At 73.9% G+C, this 24,577-nt stretch carries 22 protein-coding genes; 9 read left to right on the forward strand and 13 right to left on the reverse strand.

The window, feature by feature from the left end:
* Positions 1-24: 24 nt before the first annotated feature.
* The 8 genes from ACFXOZ_RS16470 to ACFXOZ_RS16505 all read right to left on the reverse strand — a co-directional run bounded on the left by ACFXOZ_RS16470 (position 25) and on the right by ACFXOZ_RS16505 (position 8,440).
* A complete protein-coding gene (locus ACFXOZ_RS16470; protein WP_375890666.1) occupies positions 25-1,002 on the reverse strand; it encodes an ABC transporter substrate-binding protein in 978 nt (325 codons plus the stop codon).
* A gap of 50 nt (positions 1,003-1,052) precedes the next feature.
* The gene (locus ACFXOZ_RS16475) at positions 1,053-1,730 is read right to left on the reverse strand and encodes an ABC transporter permease (RefSeq protein WP_380395903.1); all 678 of its coding nucleotides are present in this window, start codon (positions 1,728-1,730) and stop codon (positions 1,053-1,055) included.
* Positions 1,727-2,395 (reverse strand): ABC transporter permease, encoded by a 669-nt coding sequence (locus ACFXOZ_RS16480; RefSeq protein ID WP_375890662.1) that lies wholly within the window; start codon positions 2,393-2,395, stop codon positions 1,727-1,729. The genes ACFXOZ_RS16475 and ACFXOZ_RS16480 overlap by 4 nt, the downstream gene beginning before the upstream one ends.
* The gene (locus tag ACFXOZ_RS16485) at positions 2,385-3,566 is read right to left on the reverse strand and encodes an ABC transporter ATP-binding protein (RefSeq protein WP_380590972.1); all 1,182 of its coding nucleotides are present in this window, start codon (positions 3,564-3,566) and stop codon (positions 2,385-2,387) included. The genes ACFXOZ_RS16480 and ACFXOZ_RS16485 overlap by 11 nt, the downstream gene beginning before the upstream one ends.
* A 278-nt stretch (positions 3,567-3,844) precedes the next feature.
* On the reverse strand, positions 3,845-4,231 hold the full coding sequence (locus ACFXOZ_RS16490) for a rhodanese-like domain-containing protein (RefSeq protein ID WP_375890658.1): 387 nt from the start codon (positions 4,229-4,231) through the stop codon (positions 3,845-3,847).
* The gene (locus ACFXOZ_RS16495; RefSeq protein WP_380520929.1) at positions 4,225-4,812 is read right to left on the reverse strand and encodes a cysteine dioxygenase; all 588 of its coding nucleotides are present in this window, start codon (positions 4,810-4,812) and stop codon (positions 4,225-4,227) included. The genes ACFXOZ_RS16490 and ACFXOZ_RS16495 overlap by 7 nt, the downstream gene beginning before the upstream one ends.
* A gap of 217 nt (positions 4,813-5,029) precedes the next feature.
* The gene (locus ACFXOZ_RS16500; RefSeq protein ID WP_101948289.1) at positions 5,030-5,107 is read right to left on the reverse strand and encodes a putative leader peptide; all 78 of its coding nucleotides are present in this window, start codon (positions 5,105-5,107) and stop codon (positions 5,030-5,032) included.
* 171 nt (positions 5,108-5,278) lie between these two features.
* The gene (locus ACFXOZ_RS16505) at positions 5,279-8,440 is read right to left on the reverse strand and encodes a hypothetical protein (RefSeq protein WP_380590975.1); all 3,162 of its coding nucleotides are present in this window, start codon (positions 8,438-8,440) and stop codon (positions 5,279-5,281) included.
* Between the two features lie 485 nt (positions 8,441-8,925).
* Between ACFXOZ_RS16505 and ACFXOZ_RS16510 the strand changes: the two genes are divergently transcribed.
* The 4 genes from ACFXOZ_RS16510 to ACFXOZ_RS16525 all read left to right on the forward strand — a co-directional run bounded on the left by ACFXOZ_RS16510 (position 8,926) and on the right by ACFXOZ_RS16525 (position 14,045).
* Positions 8,926-9,768, forward strand: a complete 843-nt coding sequence (locus ACFXOZ_RS16510; RefSeq protein WP_375890653.1) for a nitrilase-related carbon-nitrogen hydrolase — start codon at positions 8,926-8,928, stop codon at positions 9,766-9,768.
* 11 nt (positions 9,769-9,779) lie between these two features.
* A complete protein-coding gene (gene hydA / locus ACFXOZ_RS16515) occupies positions 9,780-11,210 on the forward strand; it encodes a dihydropyrimidinase (RefSeq protein ID WP_380590978.1) in 1,431 nt (476 codons plus the stop codon).
* Between the two features lie 146 nt (positions 11,211-11,356).
* Complete coding sequence (locus tag ACFXOZ_RS16520; RefSeq protein ID WP_380520935.1) at positions 11,357-12,370, forward strand: TIGR03842 family LLM class F420-dependent oxidoreductase; 1,014 nt, start codon at positions 11,357-11,359, stop codon at positions 12,368-12,370.
* A gap of 91 nt (positions 12,371-12,461) precedes the next feature.
* Entirely contained in the window at positions 12,462-14,045 is a 1,584-nt protein-coding gene (locus ACFXOZ_RS16525) for an NCS1 family nucleobase:cation symporter-1 (RefSeq protein WP_380590981.1), read from the forward strand.
* 107 nt (positions 14,046-14,152) lie between these two features.
* Here ACFXOZ_RS16525 and ACFXOZ_RS16530 read toward each other — a convergent pair whose 3' ends face one another.
* The gene (locus ACFXOZ_RS16530; protein ID WP_380590984.1) at positions 14,153-15,394 is read right to left on the reverse strand and encodes a glycosyltransferase; all 1,242 of its coding nucleotides are present in this window, start codon (positions 15,392-15,394) and stop codon (positions 14,153-14,155) included.
* A 185-nt stretch (positions 15,395-15,579) separates the two neighbouring features.
* Here ACFXOZ_RS16530 and ACFXOZ_RS16535 point away from each other — a divergent pair, with 185 nt between their 5' ends.
* On the forward strand, positions 15,580-15,846 hold the full coding sequence (locus ACFXOZ_RS16535) for a GlsB/YeaQ/YmgE family stress response membrane protein (protein ID WP_375890644.1): 267 nt from the start codon (positions 15,580-15,582) through the stop codon (positions 15,844-15,846).
* A gap of 50 nt (positions 15,847-15,896) precedes the next feature.
* On the forward strand, positions 15,897-16,160 hold the full coding sequence (locus ACFXOZ_RS16540) for a GlsB/YeaQ/YmgE family stress response membrane protein (protein WP_375890643.1): 264 nt from the start codon (positions 15,897-15,899) through the stop codon (positions 16,158-16,160).
* 81 nt (positions 16,161-16,241) lie between these two features.
* Here ACFXOZ_RS16540 and ACFXOZ_RS16545 read toward each other — a convergent pair whose 3' ends face one another.
* From ACFXOZ_RS16545 to ACFXOZ_RS16560, 4 genes are all read right to left on the reverse strand, one after another.
* On the reverse strand, positions 16,242-17,147 hold the full coding sequence (locus tag ACFXOZ_RS16545) for an ADP-ribosylglycohydrolase family protein (RefSeq protein WP_380590987.1): 906 nt from the start codon (positions 17,145-17,147) through the stop codon (positions 16,242-16,244).
* A gap of 152 nt (positions 17,148-17,299) precedes the next feature.
* The gene (locus ACFXOZ_RS16550) at positions 17,300-17,920 is read right to left on the reverse strand and encodes a TetR family transcriptional regulator (protein ID WP_380395915.1); all 621 of its coding nucleotides are present in this window, start codon (positions 17,918-17,920) and stop codon (positions 17,300-17,302) included.
* A gap of 66 nt (positions 17,921-17,986) precedes the next feature.
* Positions 17,987-19,000, reverse strand: a complete 1,014-nt coding sequence (locus ACFXOZ_RS16555) for an aldo/keto reductase (protein WP_380590990.1) — start codon at positions 18,998-19,000, stop codon at positions 17,987-17,989.
* 198 nt (positions 19,001-19,198) lie between these two features.
* A complete protein-coding gene (locus ACFXOZ_RS16560) occupies positions 19,199-20,032 on the reverse strand; it encodes a class I SAM-dependent methyltransferase (RefSeq protein WP_380590993.1) in 834 nt (277 codons plus the stop codon).
* A 163-nt stretch (positions 20,033-20,195) separates the two neighbouring features.
* On the opposite strand from ACFXOZ_RS16560, the gene ACFXOZ_RS16565 reads away from it, so the two are divergent.
* From ACFXOZ_RS16565 to ACFXOZ_RS16575, 3 genes are all read left to right on the forward strand, one after another.
* The gene (locus tag ACFXOZ_RS16565) at positions 20,196-21,635 is read left to right on the forward strand and encodes a sensor histidine kinase (protein ID WP_380590996.1); all 1,440 of its coding nucleotides are present in this window, start codon (positions 20,196-20,198) and stop codon (positions 21,633-21,635) included.
* Complete coding sequence (locus tag ACFXOZ_RS16570; protein WP_380590999.1) at positions 21,632-22,291, forward strand: response regulator; 660 nt, start codon at positions 21,632-21,634, stop codon at positions 22,289-22,291. Before ACFXOZ_RS16565 ends, ACFXOZ_RS16570 begins: the two co-directional genes overlap by 4 nt.
* Positions 22,292-23,009: 718 nt before the next feature.
* On the forward strand, positions 23,010-24,482 hold the full coding sequence (locus ACFXOZ_RS16575; RefSeq protein WP_380591002.1) for a M20 family metallopeptidase: 1,473 nt from the start codon (positions 23,010-23,012) through the stop codon (positions 24,480-24,482).
* Positions 24,483-24,577 lie beyond the last annotated feature (95 nt).

Genomic DNA, 24,577 nt, shown 5'->3' on the forward strand with positions numbered 1-24,577 from the left:
CCGGGTCAGGACCGGGTCGGACCGTCAGCCGAGCCCGTTGCTCTTCAGCCAGTCCTTGGCCACCGCCGACGGGTCCTCCTTGTCGACCGAGACCCGCTTCATCAGCGCCGTCAGCCCGGCCGTGTCGAGCTTGGCCGACACCGCGTTGAGCGCCGCCGTCGCGTTGGCGTCCACGCCGGCCTTGTTGATCAGCGGGGTGACGTTCTGCGCGCCGAAGACGTTCTTCGGGTCGCTCAGCGGCACCAGCTTGTACTGGACGATCTTCGGGTCGGTGGTGAACACGTTGCCGACCTGGATGTTGCCGTCCTTGAGCGCGTTCGCGGTGGTGTCGGCGGTTGGCTTCCACTCCTTGAAGGTCAGCCCGTAGACGTCCTTGAACTGCTGCTCGCGGCGGGTCTTGAACTCCGGCGGGCCGCCGATGGTGAACTCGCCGGCCTTGGCCGCGAGGTCCGCGATGCTCTTGAGGCTGTACTTGTCGGCGGTCTCCTGGGTGACGCTGAGCGAGTCCTTGTCCTCCGCGGGGGAGGAGTCGAGGATCGCCAGCGAGGCGGGCAGTGCCTTGGTCAGCGCCGCGTTCACGTCCGGGGTGGTGACGGCGGTGTTCTTGGCGTCCAGGTAGGCGAGCAGCGCGCCGTTGTACTCGGGCAGGACGGTCAGGTTGCCGCTCTGCAGCTGCCCGTAGAGCACCTCGCGGCTGCCGATGTTGAACTTCTCCTGGACCTTGACGCCCTTGGCCTTGAGGGCCTGGGAGTAGATCGAGCCGAGCAGCACGTTCTCGGGGAAGTTCGCCGAGCCGACCACCACGGTCCCGCCGGAACCGCCCGCACCGCCGGACCCGCCCGAGGCGGCACCGCTGCCGGAGGCCGTGGCGCCGGCGGAGGCGCTCGACCCGCCGCCGAGCGGGTCGCCGCTGCCCGATGAGCCGCAGGCGGTGGCGCCCAGGGCGAGTGCGGCGAGAGTGCCGAGGAGCACGGCGCGGCGGCTTCCCTTGAATGTCGACATGGTGACAGTTGTCCTTCCGGAGCGGATGGGAGGGAGAAGAGGGAGGGGCCTCAGCGGGTCCGGCGCTGGGCGCGCACCCCGGGCGGGAGCGCGAACCGGGCGAGCAGGGCGAAGAACAGTTGGGCGCCGACCGCGAGCAGCACCACCAGCAGCGCGCCGCCCACGGTCACCGCGTACTGCCGGGTGGCCAGCCCGTCGATGACGTAGCGGCCGAGGCCGCCCAGCCCGACGTAGGCGGCCACCGTGGCGGTCGCGATCACCTGGACGGTCGCGGTCCGGAAGCCCGCCAGCAGGGTCGGCGCGGCGGAGGGCAGGCAGACCTGGAACAGCACCTGCGGGTGGGTGAGGCCGATCCCGCGCGCGGCGTCCCGGACGTCCGGGTCGGTGCCGCGCACCCCCTCGACGGCCGCCACCAGCAGCGGCGGTGCCGCCAGGGCGACCAGCGGGAACAGGACGGCGGTGTCGCCGACCCCGGCGAGCAGCACCGCGAGCGTGACCAGGCCCAGGGTCGGCAGGGCGCGGGCGGCCCCCGCCAGCGCGGTGACCACCGTGACCCCGCGCCCGGTATAGCCGATCAGCAGCCCGAGCGGGACGGCCAGCAGTGCCGCGAAGAGCAGGGCCTCGCCGGAGAGCAGCAGGTGCTCGGAGACCCGGTGCACGATCGAGTCCGGACCGCTGCGGCGGTCCGGGGCGGAGAAGAAGTCGCTCAGCCAGTTCAGCCAGTTCACGAGCCCGCCCCCTGCTCCCGGACGGCCCACGGCGCGAGCAGCCGGCGGGCGGCCACCAGCAGCAGGTCGACGGCCAGCGCCAGCACGGCGATCAGCACGATCCCAGCCACGATCGGGGTCGGGAAGGTCCGCTGGAAGCCGTCGATGAACAGGTAGCCCAGCCCACCGCGGCCGATCAGCGCGCCGACGCTGGCCAGCGAGATGCTGGACACCGCCGCGACCCGCAGCCCGGCGATCAGGTACGGCACGGCGGCGGGCAGTTCGACGGCGGTCAGCCGGTGCCAGGGCCCGTACCCCATCGCGGTGGCGGCCTGCCGGACGGAGTCCGGGACGGCGCGCAGCCCGTCCACCGTGGTCGGCAGCAGGACGGCGAGGGCGTAGAAGGTGAGCGGGATCATCACGGTCGCCTGGGTGGCGAGCCCGGTGTACGGGATCAGCACCACGAAGACGGCCAGCGAGGGCAGCGCGTAGACGATGTTGAAGACGGCGGACAGCGGCTGGTACAGCCGGGGGAAGCGGGCGCAGGCCAGGCCGAGCGGGACCGCCAGCAGCAGGCCGATGAGCACCGGGACCAGGGCGATCACGGCGTGGTCGGCGAGCAGGTTGCCGAGGTAGCCGACGTGGTCGCCGATCCAGTACCAGCGGACGATCGGTTCATCGTCCACCGTCGGCTCCGTCCGCCGGGGTCTGCGCGGGTGGCTGCGGGAGCGCTTCGTCCGCCGCGTCCGCCGCGTCCGCTTCGTTCGCCGGGACCTCCGGGTCCGCCTTGGTGAGGGCGACCGGCGTGAGGGCCGGTGTGGGGGCGATCGGCGTGAGCGCGGCCAGGACGGCCTCCCGGCCCGCGGTGCCGACCGCCCGGCCGTCGGCGTCCAGCGCGACCGCGACCCCGGCGGGGGAGAGCACGGCGGCGTCCAGCGCGGCGCGCAGGGTGTCGGTGTCCGGGCGGTAGCCGGCGACCGGCTGCAGCTCGGTGGCACCGGCGGCGCGGTCGATCCAGCCGATCGGGCGGCGCTCGTCGTCCAGGGCCAACTCCCAGCCCCCGTGGCCGGGTCCGTCCTCGATCGGGCGGAGCTCGACGGCCTTCGCGGGCCGCAGGCCCAGGCCGCGCAGGCCCCGGTCGCGGCCGAGGAAGGCGGCCACGCCGTCGTCCGCGGGGGCGGTGAGCAGGGTGTGCGGGTCGGCCAGCTGGGCGATCCGGCCGTGCTCGCGCAGCACCACGACCTGGTCGCCGAGCCGCACGGCCTCCTCGATGTCATGGGTGACGAACAGCACGGTCTTGTGCAGCTCGGACTGCAGGCGCAGCAGCTCCTCCTGGAGCCCGGCCCGCACCACCGGGTCGACGGCGCTGAACGGTTCGTCCATCAGCAGGACCGGCGGGTCGGCGGCCAGCGCCCGTGCCACGCCGACCCGCTGCTGCTGGCCGCCGGAGAGCTGGAACGGGTAGCGCTTGGCGGTCTCGGGGGCGAGGCCGACCAGTTCGAGCAGTTCGGCGGCCCGGGCCCGGGCCTTCTTGCGGTCCCAACCGAGCAGGTAGGGGACGGTGGCGATGTTGTCGATTACCTTGCGGTGCGGGAACAGCCCCGCCTGCTGGATCACGTACCCGATGCCTCGGCGCAGCTTGGCGGGTTCCAGTTCGGCGACGTCGGTGCCGTCCAGCAGCACCCGGCCCGAGGTGGGCTCGACCATCCGGTTGACCATGCGCAGCAGGGTGGTCTTGCCGCACCCGGAGGGCCCGACCAGGACGGTTATCCGACCGGTCGGGACTTCCAGGTCCAGTCCCTCGACCGCGATGGTGCCGTCTGGGTGGCGCTTGCCGGCGCCCTCGAATCTGATCACGGAGTGTTTCCTCGTCAGGGCGCCCCGGGGAGGCGGCGCCTGTGTCGGTCGGTCTTTCGGGTCGTTCGGTTGGCGGCGGTCGCACCGCCCGGGCGTTCTTCCGCCCGCCTGGCTGCCCAGCTTCGGACCGGCGGAAACTCTGATCAGACTATGACCTGCATCATCTCCTGTCCCTGATTTACCGCCCGGCACGTGGCGTGACTCCCGGCCCGGCGGCCCGCCGGCCCGGGAGGTGACCCGGGCTCAGCCGCCCGGGAACACCCCATGTGACCTCGGGTTCAGTCGCCCGGACGGGTCGGCAGCCCGGACGCCGCCCAGCCGACGAAACCGCCGTCGAGATCCGTCGCCCGGTGCAGCCCGAGCTCGCGCAGCGAGGCCGCGGCCAGACTGGAGGCGTAGCCCTCGGAGCAGACCACGATCACCTCGACGTCGTAGCCCGAGGCCTCGGGGATCCGGTGACTGCCCGTAGGGTCGAGCCGCCACTCCAGCACGTTGCGCTCGATCACCAGCGCGCCGGGGATCCCGCCCTCGGCGGCCCGCTGCGCCACCGGACGGATGTCCACCAGCAGCGCGCCGTCCAGCTGGGCCTGGTACGCCTCCCGGGCGCGCGGGCGGTGGACGCCCTCGCGGGCCCGCTCCACCAGGTCGTCGATCGTGGTCACCATTGCTCCGGTCCTTCCTCAGAGGTGCGGACGAGCCCGCCGGCCCGCAGGTCGTAGTGCGCCATCGAGCTCAGCGGGGGCGAGTAGGCGTGCAGGGTGACCGCCGGGCCCGAGGCGGTGTTGCGCACGTCGTGCACGTACTCCGGGCCGAAGGCGCGGGCGGTGCCGGCCGGGACCCTGCGGATCAGCAGGCCCTGGTCGGGGCCGCCGAGGGACAGCTCCTCCAGCTCGCCGAGTGCGACGGTGAACGCGCCGCGCGAACCGCCGTGGTCGTGGAAGCCGGTCGACTGGCCGGGCAGCCAGCTGATCAGCCAGACCTCGTGGTCGTCGTCGGCGACCAGCCGCTGGTACCAGCGCTCCTCGGTGGAGAGCCGGACCAGGTGGATCCACTGGTCGGGCCGCTCGGCGAGCTCGCGGACCACGGTCCGCAGGGTGCTCGGGCTGAGCGGGGGCTGTGCGGGGTCGGCGGCGGGGCCGGTCGTGGGGCCGGTGACCGGGGCGGTGGTGGCGCCCGTGGCGGGGCCGGCGGCCGGTGGTTGCTCGGGGCGGCGGGTCGGGGTCTCGGTTGCGAGGTCCAGGCTCATGAGGCGTCCTCGGGTGCGGCGGGAACGTCGGGAGGGGCGCTCGGATCCGGCGGCGGGGCCGCGGGCTGCGGGCCGCGGGCCGGCGGAGCGGCCCGTGCTCGGCCGGGCACGGCACGGGCGGTGCCGCCGGGCGGGCGGGTTTCAGGACTGCGGGTACGGGTGCGCGGTGCGGGTCCTGGCAGTGGTCACAGGGCGGAACCGGCGAAGTGGAACAGGGTCAACAGGCACAGATGGAACTCGCCTGGCGTCGCAGATCGACGTGCAGGCGGCAAACCAGAGTGGTGCCGGAGTCCATGCCCCGGATCTTTTCCGAGCCGGTCGCACGAAGTCAAGCCGGGGCGCCCGTTCGTTGCGGCCTGTTGCGCCCCGTGAACGGGCGGCCCGACGCCCCGGCCGGGGAGCCGGCTCAGCGCGCTGCGCAGCCTGCTGCCCGGCTCCCTGCCTGGCTCCCTGCTCAGCTCCCTGCTCAGCTCCCGGTCCGGTCCTCGGCGGGCCGCTCGGGTGCTGTGGGCTCTTCGCCCCGCGGCTGCGCGGGCACGGGTGCGGGTGTCGCGGTGGCCGCCGCAGCGGCGGACAGCGCCCGTTCGATCACCGGGCCGGCCTGCTCGCCCAGGTAGCGGCCGAGCGTCTGGTAGGCGTCGAACTGCTGGTGGTCGAACCACTGGTCGCTGGTGCCGTCGTTCGGGAAGGCCGGGTGGGTCACCGCGTAGGACTGCAGCTCGTACGGCATGTCGGCGGTCAGCACCGCCTGGAGGACGATCAGCGTGCCGTGCCGTTCGGAGTCGGGCTCGCCGTCGATGGCCGGGTAGCGGACGTCCCCGGTGATCACGCCCCGGGCCGAGAGCCGTTCGGAGAGCTGGGCCGCCAGCCCGCGCAGGGGCGTGCCGCCGTCGGCGTCGGTCCCGTCGGCACCGGCCCCGTCGTGGTCGCTGCCGGGGTCGCTGCCGTGGCCCCCGTCGGGGGTGCGGCCGGTGGTGGCGCTGCCCGGGATCAGCAGCTCCGGTCGGTGCAGGGTGATGACGACGCCGAGCTCCTCGCGGGCCAGGGTGATGGCGGCGGCCAGGTTGGCGGCGTAGCCGGAGTCCCCGCTGGCGTCGATGCTCACTGCCGTCTGGACCCGGTGCCGTAGCAGTTCGACCAGCCCGAGGTTCTCGTAGTGCCCGCCGTCGGTGGTGAGCAGGAAGCGGTCGTCCGCCGGGAACCGGCCGGTCAGTTCGCGGAGCTGGTAGGGCAGTCGGCGTACGGCGGGCTCCCCGGCGCGGCGCCAGTCGGGCGTGCCGGACCAGGCCGGGCCGAGCTCCGCCGGGTTGGGCAGCCACGTCCCGAGCCGGGCGTTGGTGACCGCGAACAGGCCCTGGTAGACCCGGGACTGGCGGCCCATCGCGGAGGAGAAGGCGGCGCCGGAGACGGCCATCGCGGACTGCACGGTGAGGTCGCGGGCGATGTGCCGACGAGTCCGCCGCTCCAGCAGGTCGGTGCGCGCGTAGCCGACGTCCGGGCCGCCCACGTAGTCGTACGAGAGGGAGAAGGAGACCGCCCGACGGCCGGGCGGCGTACGGGAGTTGCCCGACAGGTTGGCCGCCGCCGAGAAGATCACCTGGGGGAAGTCGGGGTGCCGGGCGCCGTAGTGGCTCAGCCAGGTCTGCTCCCGGTAGAAGTCGTACCGGCGGGCGAGCGAGCGGCCGCCCTCGGTGGCCCGGCGGACGGCGAAGGCCGAGGCCAGGCGCAGCCGGTAGAACGGGTGCAGGCTCATCCAGGTCTGGTCGAGGTTGAGACCGACGGCGCCGAGCACCAGCGGCAGCAGCACCTGGACGGCCGTCGGCCAGGCGTACCCGGTGGCGATCGCCCAGCCGAGGGCCAGCAGCGCACCGGCCGTCAGGGTGCCGAGGGCGGCCCAGACCACCAGGTACTGCGGGAGGTTGGCGGTCAGCCCGCCGCCGATCCGGCCGGCGCCGCGCAGCGCCCCGGCGGCCGCGCGCACGCCGCTGCCGATCGCCCGGCGGTCGCGCCAGAGTATGCCGAGCAGCAGGGCGAGGTAGCTGAGCACCACGGTCAGGCTGAGCCCCGCGCCGGTCAGTCGCGGGCCGGCCGCCAGCGCCTGCTGGAGCCGGACCGCGCCCCAGGCCAGGCCCGGCACCGCCAGCACCCCGAGGGCCAGCAGCCCGGCCAGCGCGAGCGCGGCGTAGTTGAGCCGGCGCAGCGCGCGCGGCAGCAGCGCGTGCCAGCCGAGCGGTGGGAAGGCCAGCAGCCAGAGCAGCCAGCAGCAGGCCGCCGCGCCCAGTACCACGCCGAGGGCGGCCAGGGCGGGGGCGCGGAACTCCAACCCGCCCGGCACGGCGCCCGGGTGGCGCAGGCCGGCGGCGGCCAGGGCGTCCAGGTCGGTGACCGGGACGGCGTGGTAGAAGCGGCTGAGGCCGAGGCCGAGCACCAGCACGGCGGCCAGCAGCAGGGTGAGCGCCGAGAGCACGCCGCGCAGCAGCGTGCCGAGGGCGACCAGCCACTCGCCGGTGCCGTCGGCGATGTACTTGCTGTGGCGGCGGAGGTGGTCCTCCTCCGGGGAGCCGGGCTCCAGGACCGTGTCGGCCGTCAGGCCCGAGACGGCGCGGACCGGGCTGCCGGGGGCGGAGTCGCTGAGCGCGAGCTGCAGCGCGCCCACGGTGTACCCGCCGCCGGAGACGGAGACCAGGTAGCGGGCCCGTTTCAGCCACGGGCGCAGGGCCTGGAGCGCGCCGAGCGTGACGCAGGCCGAGCGGATGCCGCCGCCCGAGGCGCAGAAGCCCAGCTCGGCGGGCTCGCGGCCGGGCGGCACCCGGCCGGCGTCCCGCCAGTGGGCGTGGGCGCCGGGAGCGTCGGGTGGCGTCGCGGCCTCCGGTCGCCGGGAGTCGCGCGGCGGTTCGTGGGGTGGTTCGTGCGGTGGTTCGGACCGGGACGCGTGCCGGAGCCCGTGCCGGGGCCCGTGCAGCGGGCGGCCGTGCCGGGTGAGGACGGGCCAGGGCGGTATCAGCGCCGGGCGGTCCGGGTCGGCGTCGTCACCCGGCTTCACCGCCGTGGCGCGCAACCCGCGGGCGGCCCTGGCGGCCGTCACCGCGAGCAGGGCCGCGGCCGCCACCCCGGCGGGCAGGAGCAGCAGCCGGCTGACGGTGGTGAGCGCCGCCGCCACCGCGAAGGGGGTGTCGGAGTCGGCGTGGTCGAGCCCCAGGCGCAGCAGGACGTCGGCGGCGAGGTCGCAGCCGGCGGCGAGCAGCCCGGCGGCCCCGACCATCAGGGCCGGCCCGAGCCGGCGGCGCCGCCCGAGCACGTACCCGCCCAGCAGGGCCGCGGCCGTCAGCGTCAGCCCGTAGCCGGCGATCAGCCAGGGCTCGTCGCCCAGGGCGGCCCGGTACGCTCCGGAGCTCCCGCCGACCACCGCCTCGGCCGCCGCCCGGGAGCCGGCCAGGCGCAGGGCCGTCAGCCCGGCCCGCGGCACCTGCCCGGGGGCGAGGAGGAGGCCGGCGGCGAGCGGCAGCAGGGCACCGAGAGCGAGCAGCAGGCCGGCCCAGGCCGGCAGCGCGGGCGGCCGCCCCGCCGGCATGCCCGCCGTGCCCGACGTACCCGACGTGCGCTCCGCGCGCTCGTCCGTCGCTGTCATCAGTACCACCCCCCGTTCGGCCCCCGGCCGACCGTCGATCCCCGTGGCCGATCCCGCATCCGGCCCCGCACCCGATCGCCGGATGATCAGCTCATGATCACCGAAGTCGCCCCGTACGCGCGCCAGATGACGATCTGTCGCACCGTCAAGGCGCGTTTTACCCTGTCGTGGCCGATTCCGCACCCCCGGCGCCCGCTTTCACTCGAATGAGTAAGGAGGCCACCAATGGGGTAGATGAGCATTTCATCCCACCCATGGCCACCCGCGTGTCCGCGTAACAAGATCGCCCCGCAGGCGTTACCGCCGACGTATTGTCAGGCGACCGAAGCCCGGCCTACCGTCTACAGATCGCGCCTTCTACGCACGTAGACCCTTCCCGTAGACCCCCGCGGCCCCCGAGCGGAGCCGCGGGCGAGACCCGCCCCGTCAACCCTCAGACCGCGGGCCCGACCGCACGGCCGGGACGCGGAGTTGCGGAGGTACCCATGTCGCAGATCGTCCGTGCCGCGCTCGTCCAGACCCGCTGGACCGGCGACCAGGAGAGCATGATCGCGCTCCACGAGCGGTACGCCCGCGAGGCCGCCGCCCAGGGCGCGAAGATCATCGGCTTCCAGGAGGTGTTCAACGCCCCGTACTTCTGTCAGGTCCAGGAACCCGAGCACTACCGCTGGGCCGAGGCCGTCCCCGACGGGCCGACCGTGCGCCGGATGCAGGACCTCGCCCGCGAACTGGGCATGGTGATCGTCGTACCGGTCTACGAGGAGGAGCAGACCGGCGTCTACTACAACACCGCCGCGGTGATCGACGCGGACGGCAGCTACCTCGGCAAGTACCGCAAGCACCACATCCCGCAGGTCAAGGGCTTCTGGGAGAAGTACTACTTCAAGCCCGGCAACCTCGGCTGGCCCGTCTTCGACACCGCCGTCGGCAAGGTCGGCGTCTACATCTGCTACGACCGGCACTTCCCCGAGGGCTGGCGCGCCCTGGGCCTGGCCGGCGCGCAGATCGTCTACAACCCCTCCGCCACCAGCCGCGGCCTGTCCGCCTACCTCTGGCAGCTCGAACAGCCCGCCGCCGCCGTCGCCAACGAGTACTTCGTCGCCGCCATCAACCGGGTCGGCACCGAGGAGTACGGCGACAACGACTTCTACGGCACCTCCTACTTCGTCGACCCGCGCGGCCAGTTCGTCGGCGAGGCCGCCTCCGACAAGGAGGAGGAACTGGTCGTCCGCGACCTCGACCTCGGCCTGATCGAACAGGTCCGCCAGCAGTGGGCGTTCTACCGCGACCGCCGGCCCGACGCCTACGGACCCCTCGCCGAGGCCTGAGGAGCAGCGCGATGACCACCCGTGACCCGCAGCAGCGCACCGTCGTCCGCGGCGGCCTCGTCATCACCGCCACCGACGAACTCCACGCCGACGTCCTGATCGAGGGCGAGCGCGTCGCCGCCCTGGCCGCCACCGGCAGCGCCGCCGCCGAGGCCTGGACCGCCGACACCGTCATCGACGCCACCGGCCACTACGTCATCCCGGGCGGCGTCGACGCCCACACCCACATGGAGCTGCCGTTCGGCGGCACCGCCGCCTCCGACACCTTCGAGACCGGCACCCGCGCCGCCGCCTGGGGCGGCACCACCACCGTCGTCGACTTCGCGGTCCAGCCCGTCGGCGGGGCGCTGCGCGAGGGCCTGGACGCCTGGCACGCCAAGGCCGAGGGCAACTGCGCGATCGACTACGCCTTCCACACCATCGTCTCGGACGTCAACGACGCCGTCCTCAAGGAGATGGACACGCTGGTCGACTCCGGCGAGTCCACCTCCTTCAAGCTCTTCATGGCCTACCCCGGCGTCTTCTACAGCGACGACGGCCGCATCCTGCGCGCCATGCAGCGCGGCGCGGCCAACGGCGGGCTGATCATGATGCACGCCGAGAACGGCATCGCCATCGACGTCCTGGTCGAACAGGCCCTCGCCGCCGGGCGGACCGCCCCCCGCTACCACGGCGAGGTCCGGCGCGAACTCCTGGAGGCCGAGGCCACCCACCGGGCGATCAAGCTCGCCCAGGTGGCCGGCAGTCCGCTCTACGTGGTGCACGTCTCCGCCGCCTCGGCGCTCGACGAACTCGCCCGGGCCCGCGACGCCGGGCTCCCCGTCTTCGGCGAGACCTGCCCCCAGTACCTCTTCCTCTCCACCGACAATCTCGCCGAGGAGGGCGCCGACGGCTTCGAGGGCGCCAAGTACGTGTGCAGCACGCCGCTCCGGCCGCGCGAGCACCAGGAGGCGCTCTGGCGCGGGCTGCGCACCAACGACCTCCAGGTGGTCTCCACCGACCACTGCCCGTTCTGCTACGTCGGGCAGAAGGAACTCGGCCGCGGCGACTTCTCGAAGATCCCCAACGGCCTCCCGGGCGTGGAGAACCGGATGGACCTGCTGCACCAGGCCGTCGTGGACGGACGGATCAGCCGGCGCCGCTGGATCGAGATCGCCTGCACCACCCCGGCCCGGATGTTCGGGCTGCACCCGCGCAAGGGCACCGTCGCGCCCGGCGCCGACGCCGACCTCGTCGTCTACGACCCCACCGCGGTGCAGACCGTCTCCGCCGCCACCCACCACATGAACGTGGACTACTCGGCCTACGAGGGCCGCCGACTCACCGGCCGGGCCCGGACGGTGCTCTCGCGCGGCACCGTCGTGCTGGACGACGGCCGCTGGCTCGGCCGGGCCGGACACGGCGCCTTCCTGCGCCGGGACACCTGCCAGTACCTGACCTGATCCCCTTCGCCTTCCTTTCGGTTCTCGTCCCCCCTTCCCTTCCCTGTCCTTCTCTTCGCTTCGCCTTCGTCTCGCCTTCGTCGCCCGGGGCCGCGCCGAGTGCGCCGGCCCCGGGCCGCCCTCCCACCCCTCTCCCGGAGCACCCCATGGACATCGGCCTCGTCCTCCAGACCGACCCGCCGGCCCGCCTGCTCATCGACCGGATGATCCGCGCCGAACAGGCCGGGTTCAGCCACGGCTGGACCTTCGACTCCTGCGTGCTGTGGCAGGAGCCCTTCGTCATCTACAGCCGCATCCTGGCCGAGACCGAGCGCCTCACCGTCGGCCCGATGGTCACCAACCCCTCCACCCGCACCTGGGAGGTCACCGCCTCCCTGTTCGCCACCCTCAACGACATGTACGGCAACCGGACGGTGTGCGGCATCGGCCGCGGCGACTCCGCCATGCGGGTCGCAGGCCGACGCCCCGCCACCCTCGACCGGCTCTCCCAAGCCATGCACGCCGTCAAGGAGTTGGCCGAGGGACGCACCGCCGAGGTGGACGGCACCGAGATGCACCTGCCGTGGGTCGGCCCCGGCGCCTCGCTGCCGATCTGGATGGGCGCGTACGGGCCCAAGGCACTAGCCCTGACCGGACGTCAGGCAGACGGCTTCATCCTCCAGTTGGCCGACCCCTACCTCACCGAGTACATGGTCAAGGCCGTCCGGGCGGCCGCCGTCGAGGCGGGACGGGACCCGGCCGACGTCACCATCTGCGTCGCCGCTCCCGCGTACGTCACCGCCGACGACTCGCCCGCCGCGCTCGCCCACGCCCGGGAGCAGTGCCGGTGGTTCGGCGGGATGGTCGGCAACCACGTCGCCGATCTGGTCAGCCACTACGGCGAACACTCCGACCTGGTACCCGACGCCCTCACCGAGTACATCAAGGACCGCCAGGGCTACGACTACAGCCACCACGGACGGGCCGGGAACCCCGACACGGCCTTCGTCCCGGACGCGATCGTCGACCGCTTCTGCCTGATCGGACCGGTCGAGGCCCAGCGCGCCCGACTCGCCGAACTCCGCTCGCTCGGCGTCGACCAGTTCGCCGTCTACGCCATGCACGACGCGGTCGAGGCCACCATCGACGCCTACGGGGCGGACGTCATCCCACACCTCTGAACCGCCGGCCTCGTGAGTTCGTGGCCCCCTGGGTCTGTGGCCCCTGAGCCTGTGATTCCTTGATCCTGCCCGTGGCAGAAGGGAGTTGCCCATGGCCGACACCGTGACCGGCGGCGGCGGACAGCGGCAGCATCCCGACGGCCGGGTCGAACTCGACCCGGCCGAAGGGGTGTTGCCTCCCAACGGCTTCACCAGTGACGACCTCCGGCCGGTCCCGGTGCGGCGGCGTACCTGGACCACCTACAACTTCCTCGCGCTCTGGGTCGGCATGGCCCACAACATCCCCTCCTGGACGCTGGCTTCGGGCCTGGTCGCGCTCGGGATGGACTGGAAGCAGGCGGTGCTGACCATCGCGCTCGCCAACCTGATCGTGCTCGCGCCGATGCTCCTCACCGGACACGCCGGGACGAAGTACGGCATCCCCTTCCCGGTGTTCGCGCGGGCCTCGTTCGGGCTGCGTGGCGCCAATCTGCCCGCGCTCATCCGGGCGACCGTCGCCTGCGCCTGGTTCGGCATCCAGACCTGGATCGGGGGTGAGGGGATCTTCCTGCTGGCGGGCCGGCTTCTCGGCGAATCCTGGCGGACCGCAACCGAGTTCGGCGGCTACCCGTGGACGCAGTGGGCCTCCTTCCTGCTGTTCTGGCTGATCGAGATGGTCATCATCGCCCGGGGGATGGAGGCGCTACGGCGCTTCGAGAACTGGGCGGCGCCGTTCGTCATCGTCGGCGCGCTCGCCCTGCTGGTCTGGATCGGCATGAAGGCGGGCGGGCTCGGCCCGTTGCTCGACCAGCCGTCGAAACTGGGCTGGGGCGGCGGGTTCTGGAAGGTCTTCTTCCCGTCGCTGATGGGGATGATCGGCTTCTGGTCCACGCTGGCGCTCAACATCCCCGACTTCACCCGCTTCGGCGGCAGTCAGCGGGCCCAGATCCGTGGCCAGGCCCTCGGTCTGCCGACGACGATGACGCTCTTCGCGCTGCTGTCGGTGCTGGTCACCTCGGGCTCCGCGGCGGTGTACGGCGAACCGGTGTGGGACCCGATCAAGCTCGCCGCGAAGATGGAGAGCCCGGTGGCGCTCCTGTTCGCGCTGCTGACGGTCCTGATCGCGACGCTGTCGGTGAACATCGCGGCCAACGTCGTCTCCCCGGCGTACGACCTGGCCAACCTGGTGCCCCGGTTCGTCAACTTCCGTACCGGGGCGCTGATCACCGGCGTGGTCGGGATCGCCATCTTCCCGTGGAGGCTGACCGCCGACCCGCACGTCTACATCTACGTCTGGCTGGGCGTGGTCGGCGGCCTGCTCGGGACGGTCGCCGGGGTGCTGATCGCCGACTACTGGCTGCTGCGCCGCACCCGGCTGCAACTCGCCGAGCTCTACCGGCCGTTCGGCGCCTACTGGTACGTGGGCGGATGGAACTGGCGGGCGGTCACCGCGCTGCTGGTCGGCGGTCTGCTGGCGGTCGGGGGGTCGTACTCGACGGTGGACGCGCACGGGGTGAAGCAGGGGCCGTTCCCGGTGGACGGCCTGGTCCCGCTCCTCCAGCCGCTGGCGGACTACGGGTGGGCGGTGGGGCTCGCGTCGTCGGCGGTGGTCTACCTGGTGCTGAGCGCGGGGCGAGGAGAGGGACGGGGTGGAACGGGTCGGGGGCAGGAGGAACAAGGAGCAGCGGGCGGGTGACAACTGGCGGGTGACAGATGTCAGCGAACGGATAACAGATAACAGATGACAGCGAACAGATTTCGAAATCTGTTCGCTGTCATCTGTTATCCGCCATCTGTCATTTGTCACCCGTCACCCGTCGCCTCCACCGCGGCCAGGACCTTGGCGGCGCCGTCCTCGGTGGCGAGGGCGGCTGCGACGGAGCGGGCGCGGGTGCGGTAGCGGGGGTCGTCCAGGGCCTGGCGGATGGAGGCGGCCAGGTGGGCGGGGGTCAGGGCGCGCAGGGGTACCGGGCCGGGGGAGACGCCGAGCGCGGTGAGCCGCGCGGACCAGAAGGGGGCGTCCAGCTGGGCGGGCACCGGGACGGTGGGGGTGCCGGAGCGGAGGGTGGCCGCCGTGGTGCCCGCGCCCGCGTGGTGGACGACGGCCGCGGTGCGCGGGAACAGCCAGTCGTGCGGGGTGTCGCCGATGGTCAGTACGGTCTCCGAGTCCTCGGCGGCCAGGCCGCTCCAGCCGGACTGCAGGAGGAGGCGCACCCGGGCGGCGCGGCCGGCGGCGAGGACGGTCGCGGTGAGTCGTTCGGGATCGGGCACGACCAGGCTGCCGAAGCCGACGAAGACCGGGGGCGGTCCGGCGGCCAGGAAGTCGAGCAGCCGCTGCGGGGGCTGCCAGCCCGCGGGTCCGGCGGGCCACCAGTACCCGGCCACGTCCAGTCGGGGGTGCCAGTCCGTCGGCCTGGGGACGACGCGCGGCGAGAAGCCGTGCAGGACGGGGTGGTCGCGTCGGGCCCGGGTGATGCCCAGTGGCGGCAGCCCGAGCCGGCGGCGCAGTCCGCGGACGGCCGGCACGAACAGTTGGTCGGTGGCCGCCTGGACGGCGTGGCCGGCGAGCAGGTTGCCGGGCCGTCCGAGCGAGCGTGCGCCGGTCACGGCCGGGGCGAACTCGCGGGTGGGGGAGAGCGGTTGGAGGTACAGCCCGATGGTGGGGATGCCGGCCGCCTCGGCCGCGACCTGGCCGAGCGCACTGGTGGTGCTGGTGGTGAGCAGCAGGTCGGCACCGAGCGCCGTCGCGTCCGCGATGCCGTCGCCGAGGGCGGGCATGAACCTCCGCCCCAGGCGCAGGAGTTGCAGGACGACGCCGGGCCCGCTGCCGGCCCGCAGCAGTCGCCGGCCCTCGGTGGAGGCGAGTTCGGCCCGCGGGTCGACGGGCAGCGGACGGAACTCCAGTCCAGCGGCCCGTACCGAGTCGGCGAAGGTGGCGTGGGTGGCGACGGCCACCTGATGTCCGGCCGCCTGCAGGCGGACGCCGAGCCCGGTGAAGGGTGCGACGTCGCCCCGGGAGCCGGCGGTGGCGATCAGGATGCGCATGGCCGCAGTATTTCGGCGGGTACGACCGGCCGGAAGGACGCCACGCGCGGACCGGTCGGCTCCGGGTGGCCGGATCCCGCCGTCGGCCGGGGTCGGCCGGAACCGCCTCGGTGGGTGTCGGCGTCCTCCGTGGCAGAGCGCGCGGGACGGGGCCGTCGCGCCACGGACGGGAGGGACGGGTTCGGATGAGCGTCGTCGCGTGGATCGTGCTGGGCCTGGTGGCCGGGGCCCTGGCCAAGCTGCTGCTGCCCGGGAGGGACCCGGGCGGTCTGATCGTGACCACCCTGATCGGGATCGCCGGCTCCTTCGTCGGCGGCTGGATCGCGTCGCACTTCCTGCACCGGTCGATCACGGCGCGCTTCTTCGACGGGCCGACCTGGGTGTCGGCGATCGGCGGCGCGTTGGTGCTGCTGATCGCCTACCGGCTGCTGTTCGGCAACTCGCGCCGCTGACGGACGAGCGCGGCGGGGTCTCGTCACACCGATGACGCAAGGGGCGGCGGATGAGCTGGATGGAGTGGATCGTGCTCGGCCTGGTGTCGGGGACGCTGGCCAGGATGGCGATGTCGAGGGGGGAGCGCGGTCTGATCGGCAGCACCTTGATCGGGATCACCGGCTCCTACATCGGCACCTGGATCGTCCTGCACTGGATGCACGGGACGGTGAGGGTGGGCCTCCTCGACGTCACGACCTGGGTGTCGGCGATCGGCGGGGCGATGGTCCTGCTCATCGGCTACCGGGTGCTCCGCTTCCTTGCCCGGCGTTGACCGCCCGGCGGTGACTGCCTGGCGGTGACTGCCCGGCGTTGACCGCCCGGAGCTGACTGCCCGGCGCCTCCGGCGTTCCGGCTACCGGTCGGCGGCCCACTCCGGCAGCTCCTCGCAGGCCGCGAGCCAGTCGGCCGGTACGTCCGCTAGCCCGGTGCGGGCGGCCACCACGCCGGCGGCGATGGCGCAGGTGGTGTCCATGTCGCCCCAGCCCTCCAGGGTGTGCCAGATCGCGTCGGGCAGTGAGTCCAGGTGCCCGGCGGCGGACCAGAGGGCGAAGGGGACGGTGTCCGGGGCGGAGATCATCAGCCCCGAGCCCAGCACGTTGGCGGCGTGCCGGACGCTGGTGTGCTCCGGCAGCCGGGCGGCGATCCGCAGGCCGGAGCGGACGTCGCTCTCCGGCAGCCGGTCGGCGACCTCGGTGAGGAGCTCGGTCCGACCGGGCGCCCGGTGGCCCCGGCTGCGGACGGCGAGCGCCGCGGCGAGTGCCACCGCCACCGCCCCGGTGACCGCCTCGGGGTGGAAGTGGGTGGTGAGCGCCTGGAGTTCGGCCTGCCGGGCGACCTCGTCGAGGTCCTCGGCGAACCCGGCGCCCAGCGGGGCGACCCGCATCGCGGCGCCGTTCCCGTACGAGCCCTGGCCCTCGAACTGGCCCGAGGTGATGGCGAGCCAGTTCCCGCCGGCGCCGATCCCGCGCAGCACCCGGTGCATCGACGGGCCGTACTTGCGCTGGTACTCGCGGGCGTACTCGGCCGCGAACCCGGCGGCCAGCGCGTCCTGCCGGACCTCGCCGTGGGCGGCGAGGTGGCGGACCAGGACGAGGGCCATCGCCGTGTCGTCGGTCCAGTGCCAGGGCGCCGGGCGGACCAGGCGATCCGCCAGGGCGGCGGGTGCCTCGTCCACCGGGACGGAGAACCACCGGTCACCGAAGGCGTCGCCGAGCGCGAGCCCCCGCAGGCTGTCCAGGACGGGACCGGCCGCACGCATGTCATCCTCCGAGTGAGATCAACTGGGTGCGACAGTCTGCCTGAAAGGGTGAGGCGCCGACGACCGGATTTCGCTCCGGCCGCCGACGCCTCACCGCCCTCGCACGGGACGGGCTCCGCTCGGGGCGCGCTCCGCACGAGGACGGGCCCCGCTCAGAACTCCGTCGGCTCGGGGACCAGCTCGGCGGGCCTGCCCTTCAAGCCGCTGAGCACGAGCTTCCAGACCGCCGCGAAGCGCTCGTCCGCGGTCGGCTCGGACCAGGTGTGGGCGAAGACCGGGTTGTGGAAGGGGGCCGTGGCGTCGAAGACCGCGCGAGCGGTGGAGGGGACGTGGGCGAGCTGGAACTCCTTGGCGTCCATGCCGTCGTGGACGATCTGGGCGATCTGCTTGACCAGGGTCTCGACGTGCGCGTCGACGACCGTGCTGTTCTCCTCGGCCAGCACCAGGTAGGTGGCGAACAGCTCCGGGTCGTCCAGTGCCTTCTTCCGCTTGGCCCCGAACAGCGTGGTCAGCCAGCGCTGGAGGCGCTCGACGGCGCCGCCGGCGTCGTTCGCGACCATCTCCAGGTCGTAGTGCGCCTGGTTCAGCCAGCGCTGGGTGACCGCCTCCCGCAGCGCCGCCTTGCTGGGGAAGTGGCGGTAGACGCTGCTGTGGCTGACGCCGAGTTCCCGGGCGACGTCCACGACGGTGGCCTTGGCCGGGCCGAACCGCCGGAGGGCTTCCTCCGCCGCGATCAGGATCTGCTCGGCGGTGAGTGCGGTGTCCGTGGTCACGGGGCCGTCCTTAGGGTCGTGCGGTCGGGTGGTGCGGAGGGTTCTCGCCGGTCAGCGCGGGCTCGGTCAGCGCTCGCTGTCCAGGCGCGCCATCTGCGCGGCAGCGTACCGGTCGCCGGCCGCGGCCCCGGCGGGGACGGCGGCCTCGATGGCGGCCAGGTCGGCGGGGGTGAGGGTGACGTCCAGCGAGCCGAGCGCCTCGGTCAGCCGGTCGCGACGGCGGGCGCCGACCAGCGTGACGACGTCCTCGCCGCGCGAGGCCACCCAGGCGATGGCGATCTGGGCGACGCGGGCGCCCTTGGCGTCGGCGACCGCGCGCAGCGCCTCGACCAGGGCGAGGTTGTGGGTCAGGTTGTCGCCCTGGAAGCGGGGGCTGGCGGTGCGGAAGTCGGTGCCGGCGAGCGAGCGGTCCGGGTTCCAGTGGCCGCTGAGCAGGCCGCGGGAGAGCACGCCGTACGCGGTGATGCCGATCCCGAGTTCGCGGGCGGTGGGCAGGACGGCCGCCTCGATGGAGCGGCTGAGCAGCGAGTACTCGATCTGCAGGTCGCTGATCGGGTGGACGGCGGCGGCGCGGCGCAGGGTGTCGGCGCCGACCTCGGACAGGCCGATGTGGCGGACGTAGCCGTCCTTCACCAGGTCCGCGATGGCGCCGACGGTCTCCTCGATCGGGACCTTGGGGTCGAGCCGGGCGGGGCGGTAGACGTCGATGTGGTCGGTGCGCAGCCGGCGCAGGGTGTACGTCAGCGCGGTCTTGGTGGCGGCCGGGCTGGTGTCGTAGCCGAGCCACTGGCCGTCGGGGCCGCGCTGGGCGCCGAACTTCACGCTGATCTGGACGCTGTCGCGGTCGCGGCCGCGCAGGGCCTCGTGGATCAGCAGCTCGTTGTGGCCCATGCCGTAGAAGTCGCCGGTGTCGAGGAGGGTGATCCCGGCGTCCAGGGCGGCGTGGATGGTGGCGATGCTCTCGGCCTCGTCGGCCGGGCCGTAGAGGTCGGACATGCCCATGCAGCCGAGGCCGAGGGCGGAGGTGACGGGGCCGGAGGTGCCGAGGGGGCGCTGGGCGGGGCGGGTGGTCGAGGCCATGGGAGCTCCAGGGGCGGGTGCGGCGCCGGAGGGCGGGGGCAGTGTGACCCGGATCTCACTATGGCACGACAGCGAACAGATTTCAAAATCTGTTCGCTGTCTTTTGTCATTTGTTCGTGGCGATATGCCCGCTAGGAGTTGCGCCGCGAAGAGTTGCGCCGCGAAGAGTCGCGCCGCGAGGAGTCACGCCGCCTGGAGTCAGGAGTACGGCCCCGGCGAGCGCAGCAGGTGGGCCCGGGCGGGCGGCAGATTGCGCCACACCGTGCGCTCGCCCAGTCCGTACGTCGCCTCGAACCGCCGCAGCAGCCGCACCACCGCCCGGTGGCGGGCGCCCCGACGGGGGCCCGAGGTGAGGGTGCGGGCCGTCGTGGTGCCGAGGTACCCGAAGTAGGTCAGCTCGCCGCCCGGGGCCAGCAGGCGCAGGTAGAGGTCGAGGATGCGCCGGACCAGGGCCGGCTCGAAGTTGGTGAACGGCAGCCCGGACACGATCACGTCGTACCGCTCGTCCGCGGCCCCCGTCGGCGCGGCCGCCTCCGGCAGCTCCTCCACCCGGCAGGTCGACAGTCGCAGCCCCACCCCCGGCCGGCGCGCGGCCAGGACCGGGTCCTCCCGCAGCCGGTCGGCGAACCGCGGGTTCGCCTCGACCACGTGCAGCCGGTCGCCGGGGCGCAGCACCTGGGCCAGCCGGCGGGTCACCACGCCCGTGCCGGCGCCGACCTCCAGCACCGAGATCGGCCGGTTCGGACGGCTGGTGGCCGGCACCACCAGGGCGTTCACCAGCGCCGGTCCGCTCGGCGCCAGCGCGCCGGTGTCGTGGAAGGTGCGCAGGGCCTCGGCGAGGAACAGCAGGCGGTCCCCGCCGTACGGAGAGCCGTGCGTGCTGGGCGCGGCCTGCCCGGCTTGCGTGCTGTGCGTGTCGTGCGTTTCGTGCGCGCTGTGCTGGTCGTGCACGCCCTGCCGGTCGTGCGTTTCGGCTGAACTGTGCTGCTGCGGAGGGGAGTCGGGGCTCGGGTGGAGCTGTTCGGTCGTCATGTCGACGACGCTAGGGAGCGCGGGAACGCCGCGGATCGGCCGGTGAGCGGCGCCGACCCCCGACGAAAGTCGAGGGTGCCGACGTCCGGGAGGAGGGGGTGCCGCGCCGCCGTCCGCCCGTAGCATTCGAGCGGGTGGACGGGACCGGGCGGGGAGGAGCTCCATGCGCACAGGCCTGCTCGGCTGGTACGGCCCGGACCACCGGCCCTGGGCCGACAGCCTGTTGCTGCTCGGGATCCTCGGGCTCGCCGTCGAGGAGGGCGTCTTCCAGTGGCTGCACCTCGACGGCCCGCTGCGCCTGCCCCGGGTGGCGGTGGCCGTGCTCGCCGCGCTCTCGCTGCTGCTCGCCCGCCGTCACCCCGTCGCCTCGGCCGTCCTGCCGGTGCTCACCGGCGGGCTGCTCAACCGGGCCTTCCCGGGCTTGATCAGCGTCTACTACCTGGCCTCCCTCGGCCGGGTCGGTCCGGCGGCGGCCGGCGGCGCGGTGATCGCCGTGGGCAGCGCGATCACCGCGGACTCGCTGGTCGGCTGGGCCGGCACGACCGGTTCCCAACTCCTCCTCCAGGCGGCCACCTTGTCCTTCGGGCTGTGGCTGCACGGCCGCCGGGTGCTGATCCGGACGCTGCACGCCCAGGTCGAAACCCTGCGGCGGGAGCGGGAGTTGCGCGCCGAGCAGGCCCGCTCCGCCGAACGCGCCCGGATCGCCCGGGAGATGCACGACGTGCTGGCCCACCGGCTGAGCCTGCTGGTGCTGCACGCCGGAGTGCTGCGCGACCAGGCCCGGGCCGGGACCGTCGCCGCCGACCCGGACCGGCTCACCCACCGTCTCGAACTCCTGCGCACCACCGCCGCCCGCTCGCTCGACGATCTGCGCGACGTCCTGGGCGCCCTGCGCGCCGAACCGCCGGAGCGGCCCGCTGCCGAGGCAGACGTGCCCGTACCGTCCGGGGAGTGGTCCGCGCCGTTCAGGTCGTCGACCGGGGCGCTGTCCGGCCAGTCGTCCGTCCCGCTGTCCGGCCCGCCTCCCGTCCTGCCGCTTGTCCCGGCACCTGCGCTGCGCGACCTCACCGACCTGATCGACGAGGCGAACCAGGCCGGGCAGCAGGTCGAACTCGCCCTGGCGGGAGACCCGGAGGCCGTGCCCACCACCCATCGGCTCGCCGTGCACCGGGTGGTCCAGGAGGCGCTGACCAACGCCCGCAAGCACGCCCACGCCGCGCCCGTCACCGTCCGGGTCGGCTACGGGGCACCGGCGACCACCGTCGAGGTCCGCAACGGCCCCGGAGGGACGACGCCGAATGGGCCGGTCTCGGGTGGTGGGTACGGGCTGGTGGGCCTCGGCGAACGGGTCGGCGCGCTGGGCGGCCACCTGGACGCCGGGCCGGACGGTGCCGGCGGCTTCCGGCTCTCCGCCCGGCTGCCCGCGCCGGACCGGCCGGCGCAGTCCGTGCCGCCATCCCACGCCGTGGCGCCACCCCACGCCGTGGCGCCGCCGGAGGTCCCGCCGCCGGAGGTCACGCCGTCGAGGCCCCCGTCACCGGAGCCGCCGTCGCCGAGGTCGCCGTCCCGGAAGAAGCCCCCGCAGCCGAAGGACACCGCATGATCCGCACGATGGTGGTCGACGACGACGCACTGGTGCGCCTCGGCCTGGTCGACCTCCTCGCCCAGGACCCGGCCCTGACCGTGGTCGCCGAGGCCGCCGACGGGCTGCAGGCCGTCGAGCTCGCCCGCGGCCGCCGGATCGACGTCGCGCTGATGGACATCCGGATGCCCCGCCTCGACGGGATCGCCGCGACCCGGCGGCTGCGCCAACTCCCAGACGCCCCGCGGGTCATCGCGCTCACCACCTTCGACCTGGACGAGTACGTGTACCAGGCGCTCGCCGCCGGGGCGGACGGCTTCCTGCTCAAGGACACCCCGCCCGCCGAGATCGCCCGCGCCGTCCACGTGGTCGCCGCCGGCCAGGGGATGCTGCACCCCGCCGCCGCGCGACGGCTGATCGACCGGTACCACCGGGTCGGCGCGCCGCGCTCCGTCGCCGCCCGGGCCCGGGTCGCCGGGCTCACCCCGCGCGAGACCGACGTGCTGCGGGAGCTCGCCGACGGGCTGTCCAACGCCGAGATCGCGGGCGTCCTGGGAATGCGGGAGAGCACCGTCAAAGCGCACGTCAGTCGGATCCTGACCGCGCTCGGCGTGGCCAACCGGGTCCAGGCGGCGCTGCTCGCACGCGATGCGGGGCTCGTCGGGGACGGCGCCTGACCGCGGGCGCTCGCGAGGGCAGGGCGGGGCGCAGCGTCGGACGGTGTTCACACGGATGTTCCCCGGGCGTCGGTCCGGGTGTCGCCGCGGGCTTCCCTGAGCCGTCGCGTGCCTCCGGTTGGTACCGCCCGCTGAGCCGCTGTCACCCATCCGGCGTGGAAATGCCGTGCCTTGGCGGTTTGCGCTGCCGAACCCGGGCGGCGGGTCCATGGTGGAGATGGGCGCGATCCGGCGACCGTGCCCGCGCGTCGATCCGGGCCCGCCCGCCGAGCGCCCGCCGCTTCCGCCGACGGGTGCTCGGCACCGGGGCCCGTACCGGCACGCTGGGAGCAGGGCCACCTCGCAGGAAACCGAACGGTTCTTCTAGGCTCACATCTCGGCTTCCCTGCGGCGGTCCGGCCCTTGCGCCCGCCACCAGGAAGCCGCCGTCCACGGGGCTCCGGGCGGAACCGGGGCCACCGGATCGAGCGAGGAGGACGCAGATGCCAAGCACGCCGCCCAACCGTTCCACCGCACTTGGACCAGACGGGCCGTTCCGACGGGCCGTCCGGCCCCCCGGCCGACCGGCGCGGTCCGGCCGGGCCTGGTACCCGGGCGGGAGCGGTCGGCCGGTGCGGCCGCTGAATACCGGCTGCGGCCGCGGAGGCGAGCGTTGAGTCCCCAGATCGTCGGGTCACCGGCCGCACCGGGCAGCGCCGCGGAACCCGACCGCGTACCCGTGACCGTTCCCGCCGCGGCCGACGGTGAGGCCCTGGCCGCCCTGGGCGGTTCCGCCAAGGTCGGTTCGTCCACCGTTGGTTCGTCCACCGTCGGTTCCGCTGTCGAGAGCCCGCCGGTCGCGACGTCCACGACCGGTGCCGCGGTCAGGCCCGGTGCTACGGCCGCGTCGGTGGCCGCGGTGAAGGTCGATACCACGGCGAAGTCCGGTGTGATGGCGAAGTCCAGTGCGGTGGCGGTCGGATCCGCCGGCGCTGTTGCCGCTGTCGCCGCCGGTGCCGCTGCGACGAGCATCACCGCTGCGCTGCCCGGACTGCCGCAGGCGCTCAGCACCCGGGCCCGTACCCTCGCCGGCGCCGTCCGGCGGCGGTGCGCGGACCTGGCCCGGATCGAATCGCCGAGTGGTGACGCGCCCCGACTCGACGCGCTCGCCGAGGAGTTGGAGTCCGGATTCCGGGCCACCGGGGCAACCGCCCGCCGTGAACCCGGACCGGCCGGTGACCACCTGGTGCTGGAGTGGGAGGGGCGGGACGAGACCCTGCCCCACCTGCTGATCGTGGGGCACCACGACACCGTCTGGCCCGCCGGCACCCTGGCGGACTGGCCGGTGACCGAGCAGGACGGGCGGCTCACCGGGCCCGGGGTGGTCGACATGAAGGGCGGACTCGCCGTCCTGGAGGGCGCCTTGGCGCTGCTCGCCGACCTGGGGCAGCGGCCGCACCGCACCGTACGGCTGGTCGTGGTGTCCGACGAGGAGGTCGGCAGTCCGGACGGGCGTGGCCTGGTCGAGCGCCAACTGCGGGGCGCGGCGGCCGTCCTGGGACTGGAGCCGCCGCATCCGGACGGCCGGTTGAAGACCGCGCGGCGCGGCAGTACCCGGGTGCGGCTCACCGTCACCGGCCGGGAGGCCCACGCGGGCAACGACGCCCACGACGGGGTGTCGGCGGTGGACGAGCTGGTCGACCAGCTGGTGCTCGTCCGCGACCTCGCGGGCCAGCCCGGTACGGAGCTCAACACCGGTCGGATCAGCGGGGGTTCACGGGCGAACGTGGTCGCCGGACGGGCCGAGGCGGAGCTCGGCCTGCGCTTCTCCACCACCGAGGCGCAGCGCCGCACGCTCGACAACCTCGCGCGGCTGACCGCGTTGCGGCCGGGCGCGCGGGTGCGGACGGAGGTGCTGTCCAGCCGGCCGGCCTGGCCCGAGCGCACCGGTAACCCACTGCTCAGGCACGTGCGTTCGCTCGCCGCGGTGCTCGGGCAGCAGCTCGACGGCGCCCCGGCCGGCGGTGCCGGGGACACCAACCTGCCCGGCTCGCGCGGTCTGCCGACACTGGACGGTTTCGGCGCGGTCGGCGCCGGCGCCCACGCCCGGCACGAGTACATCAAGCTGGACCAGCTCGCGCCGCGTATCGCCCTGCTGGCGGCGCTGCTCGCGGTGCCGCTGCCGCGACTGCGGGACCGCGCGGAGGGGTGACCCTCGGTGGCTGACGGCTGACGGCTGACGGCTGACGGCTGACAGGTAACAGCGAACAGATAACAGCGAACAGATAACAGCTGACAGATTTCAGA

This window comes from Kitasatospora sp. NPDC059160 (genome assembly GCF_042755465.1).
Taxonomy (GTDB): domain Bacteria; phylum Actinomycetota; class Actinomycetes; order Streptomycetales; family Streptomycetaceae; genus Kitasatospora.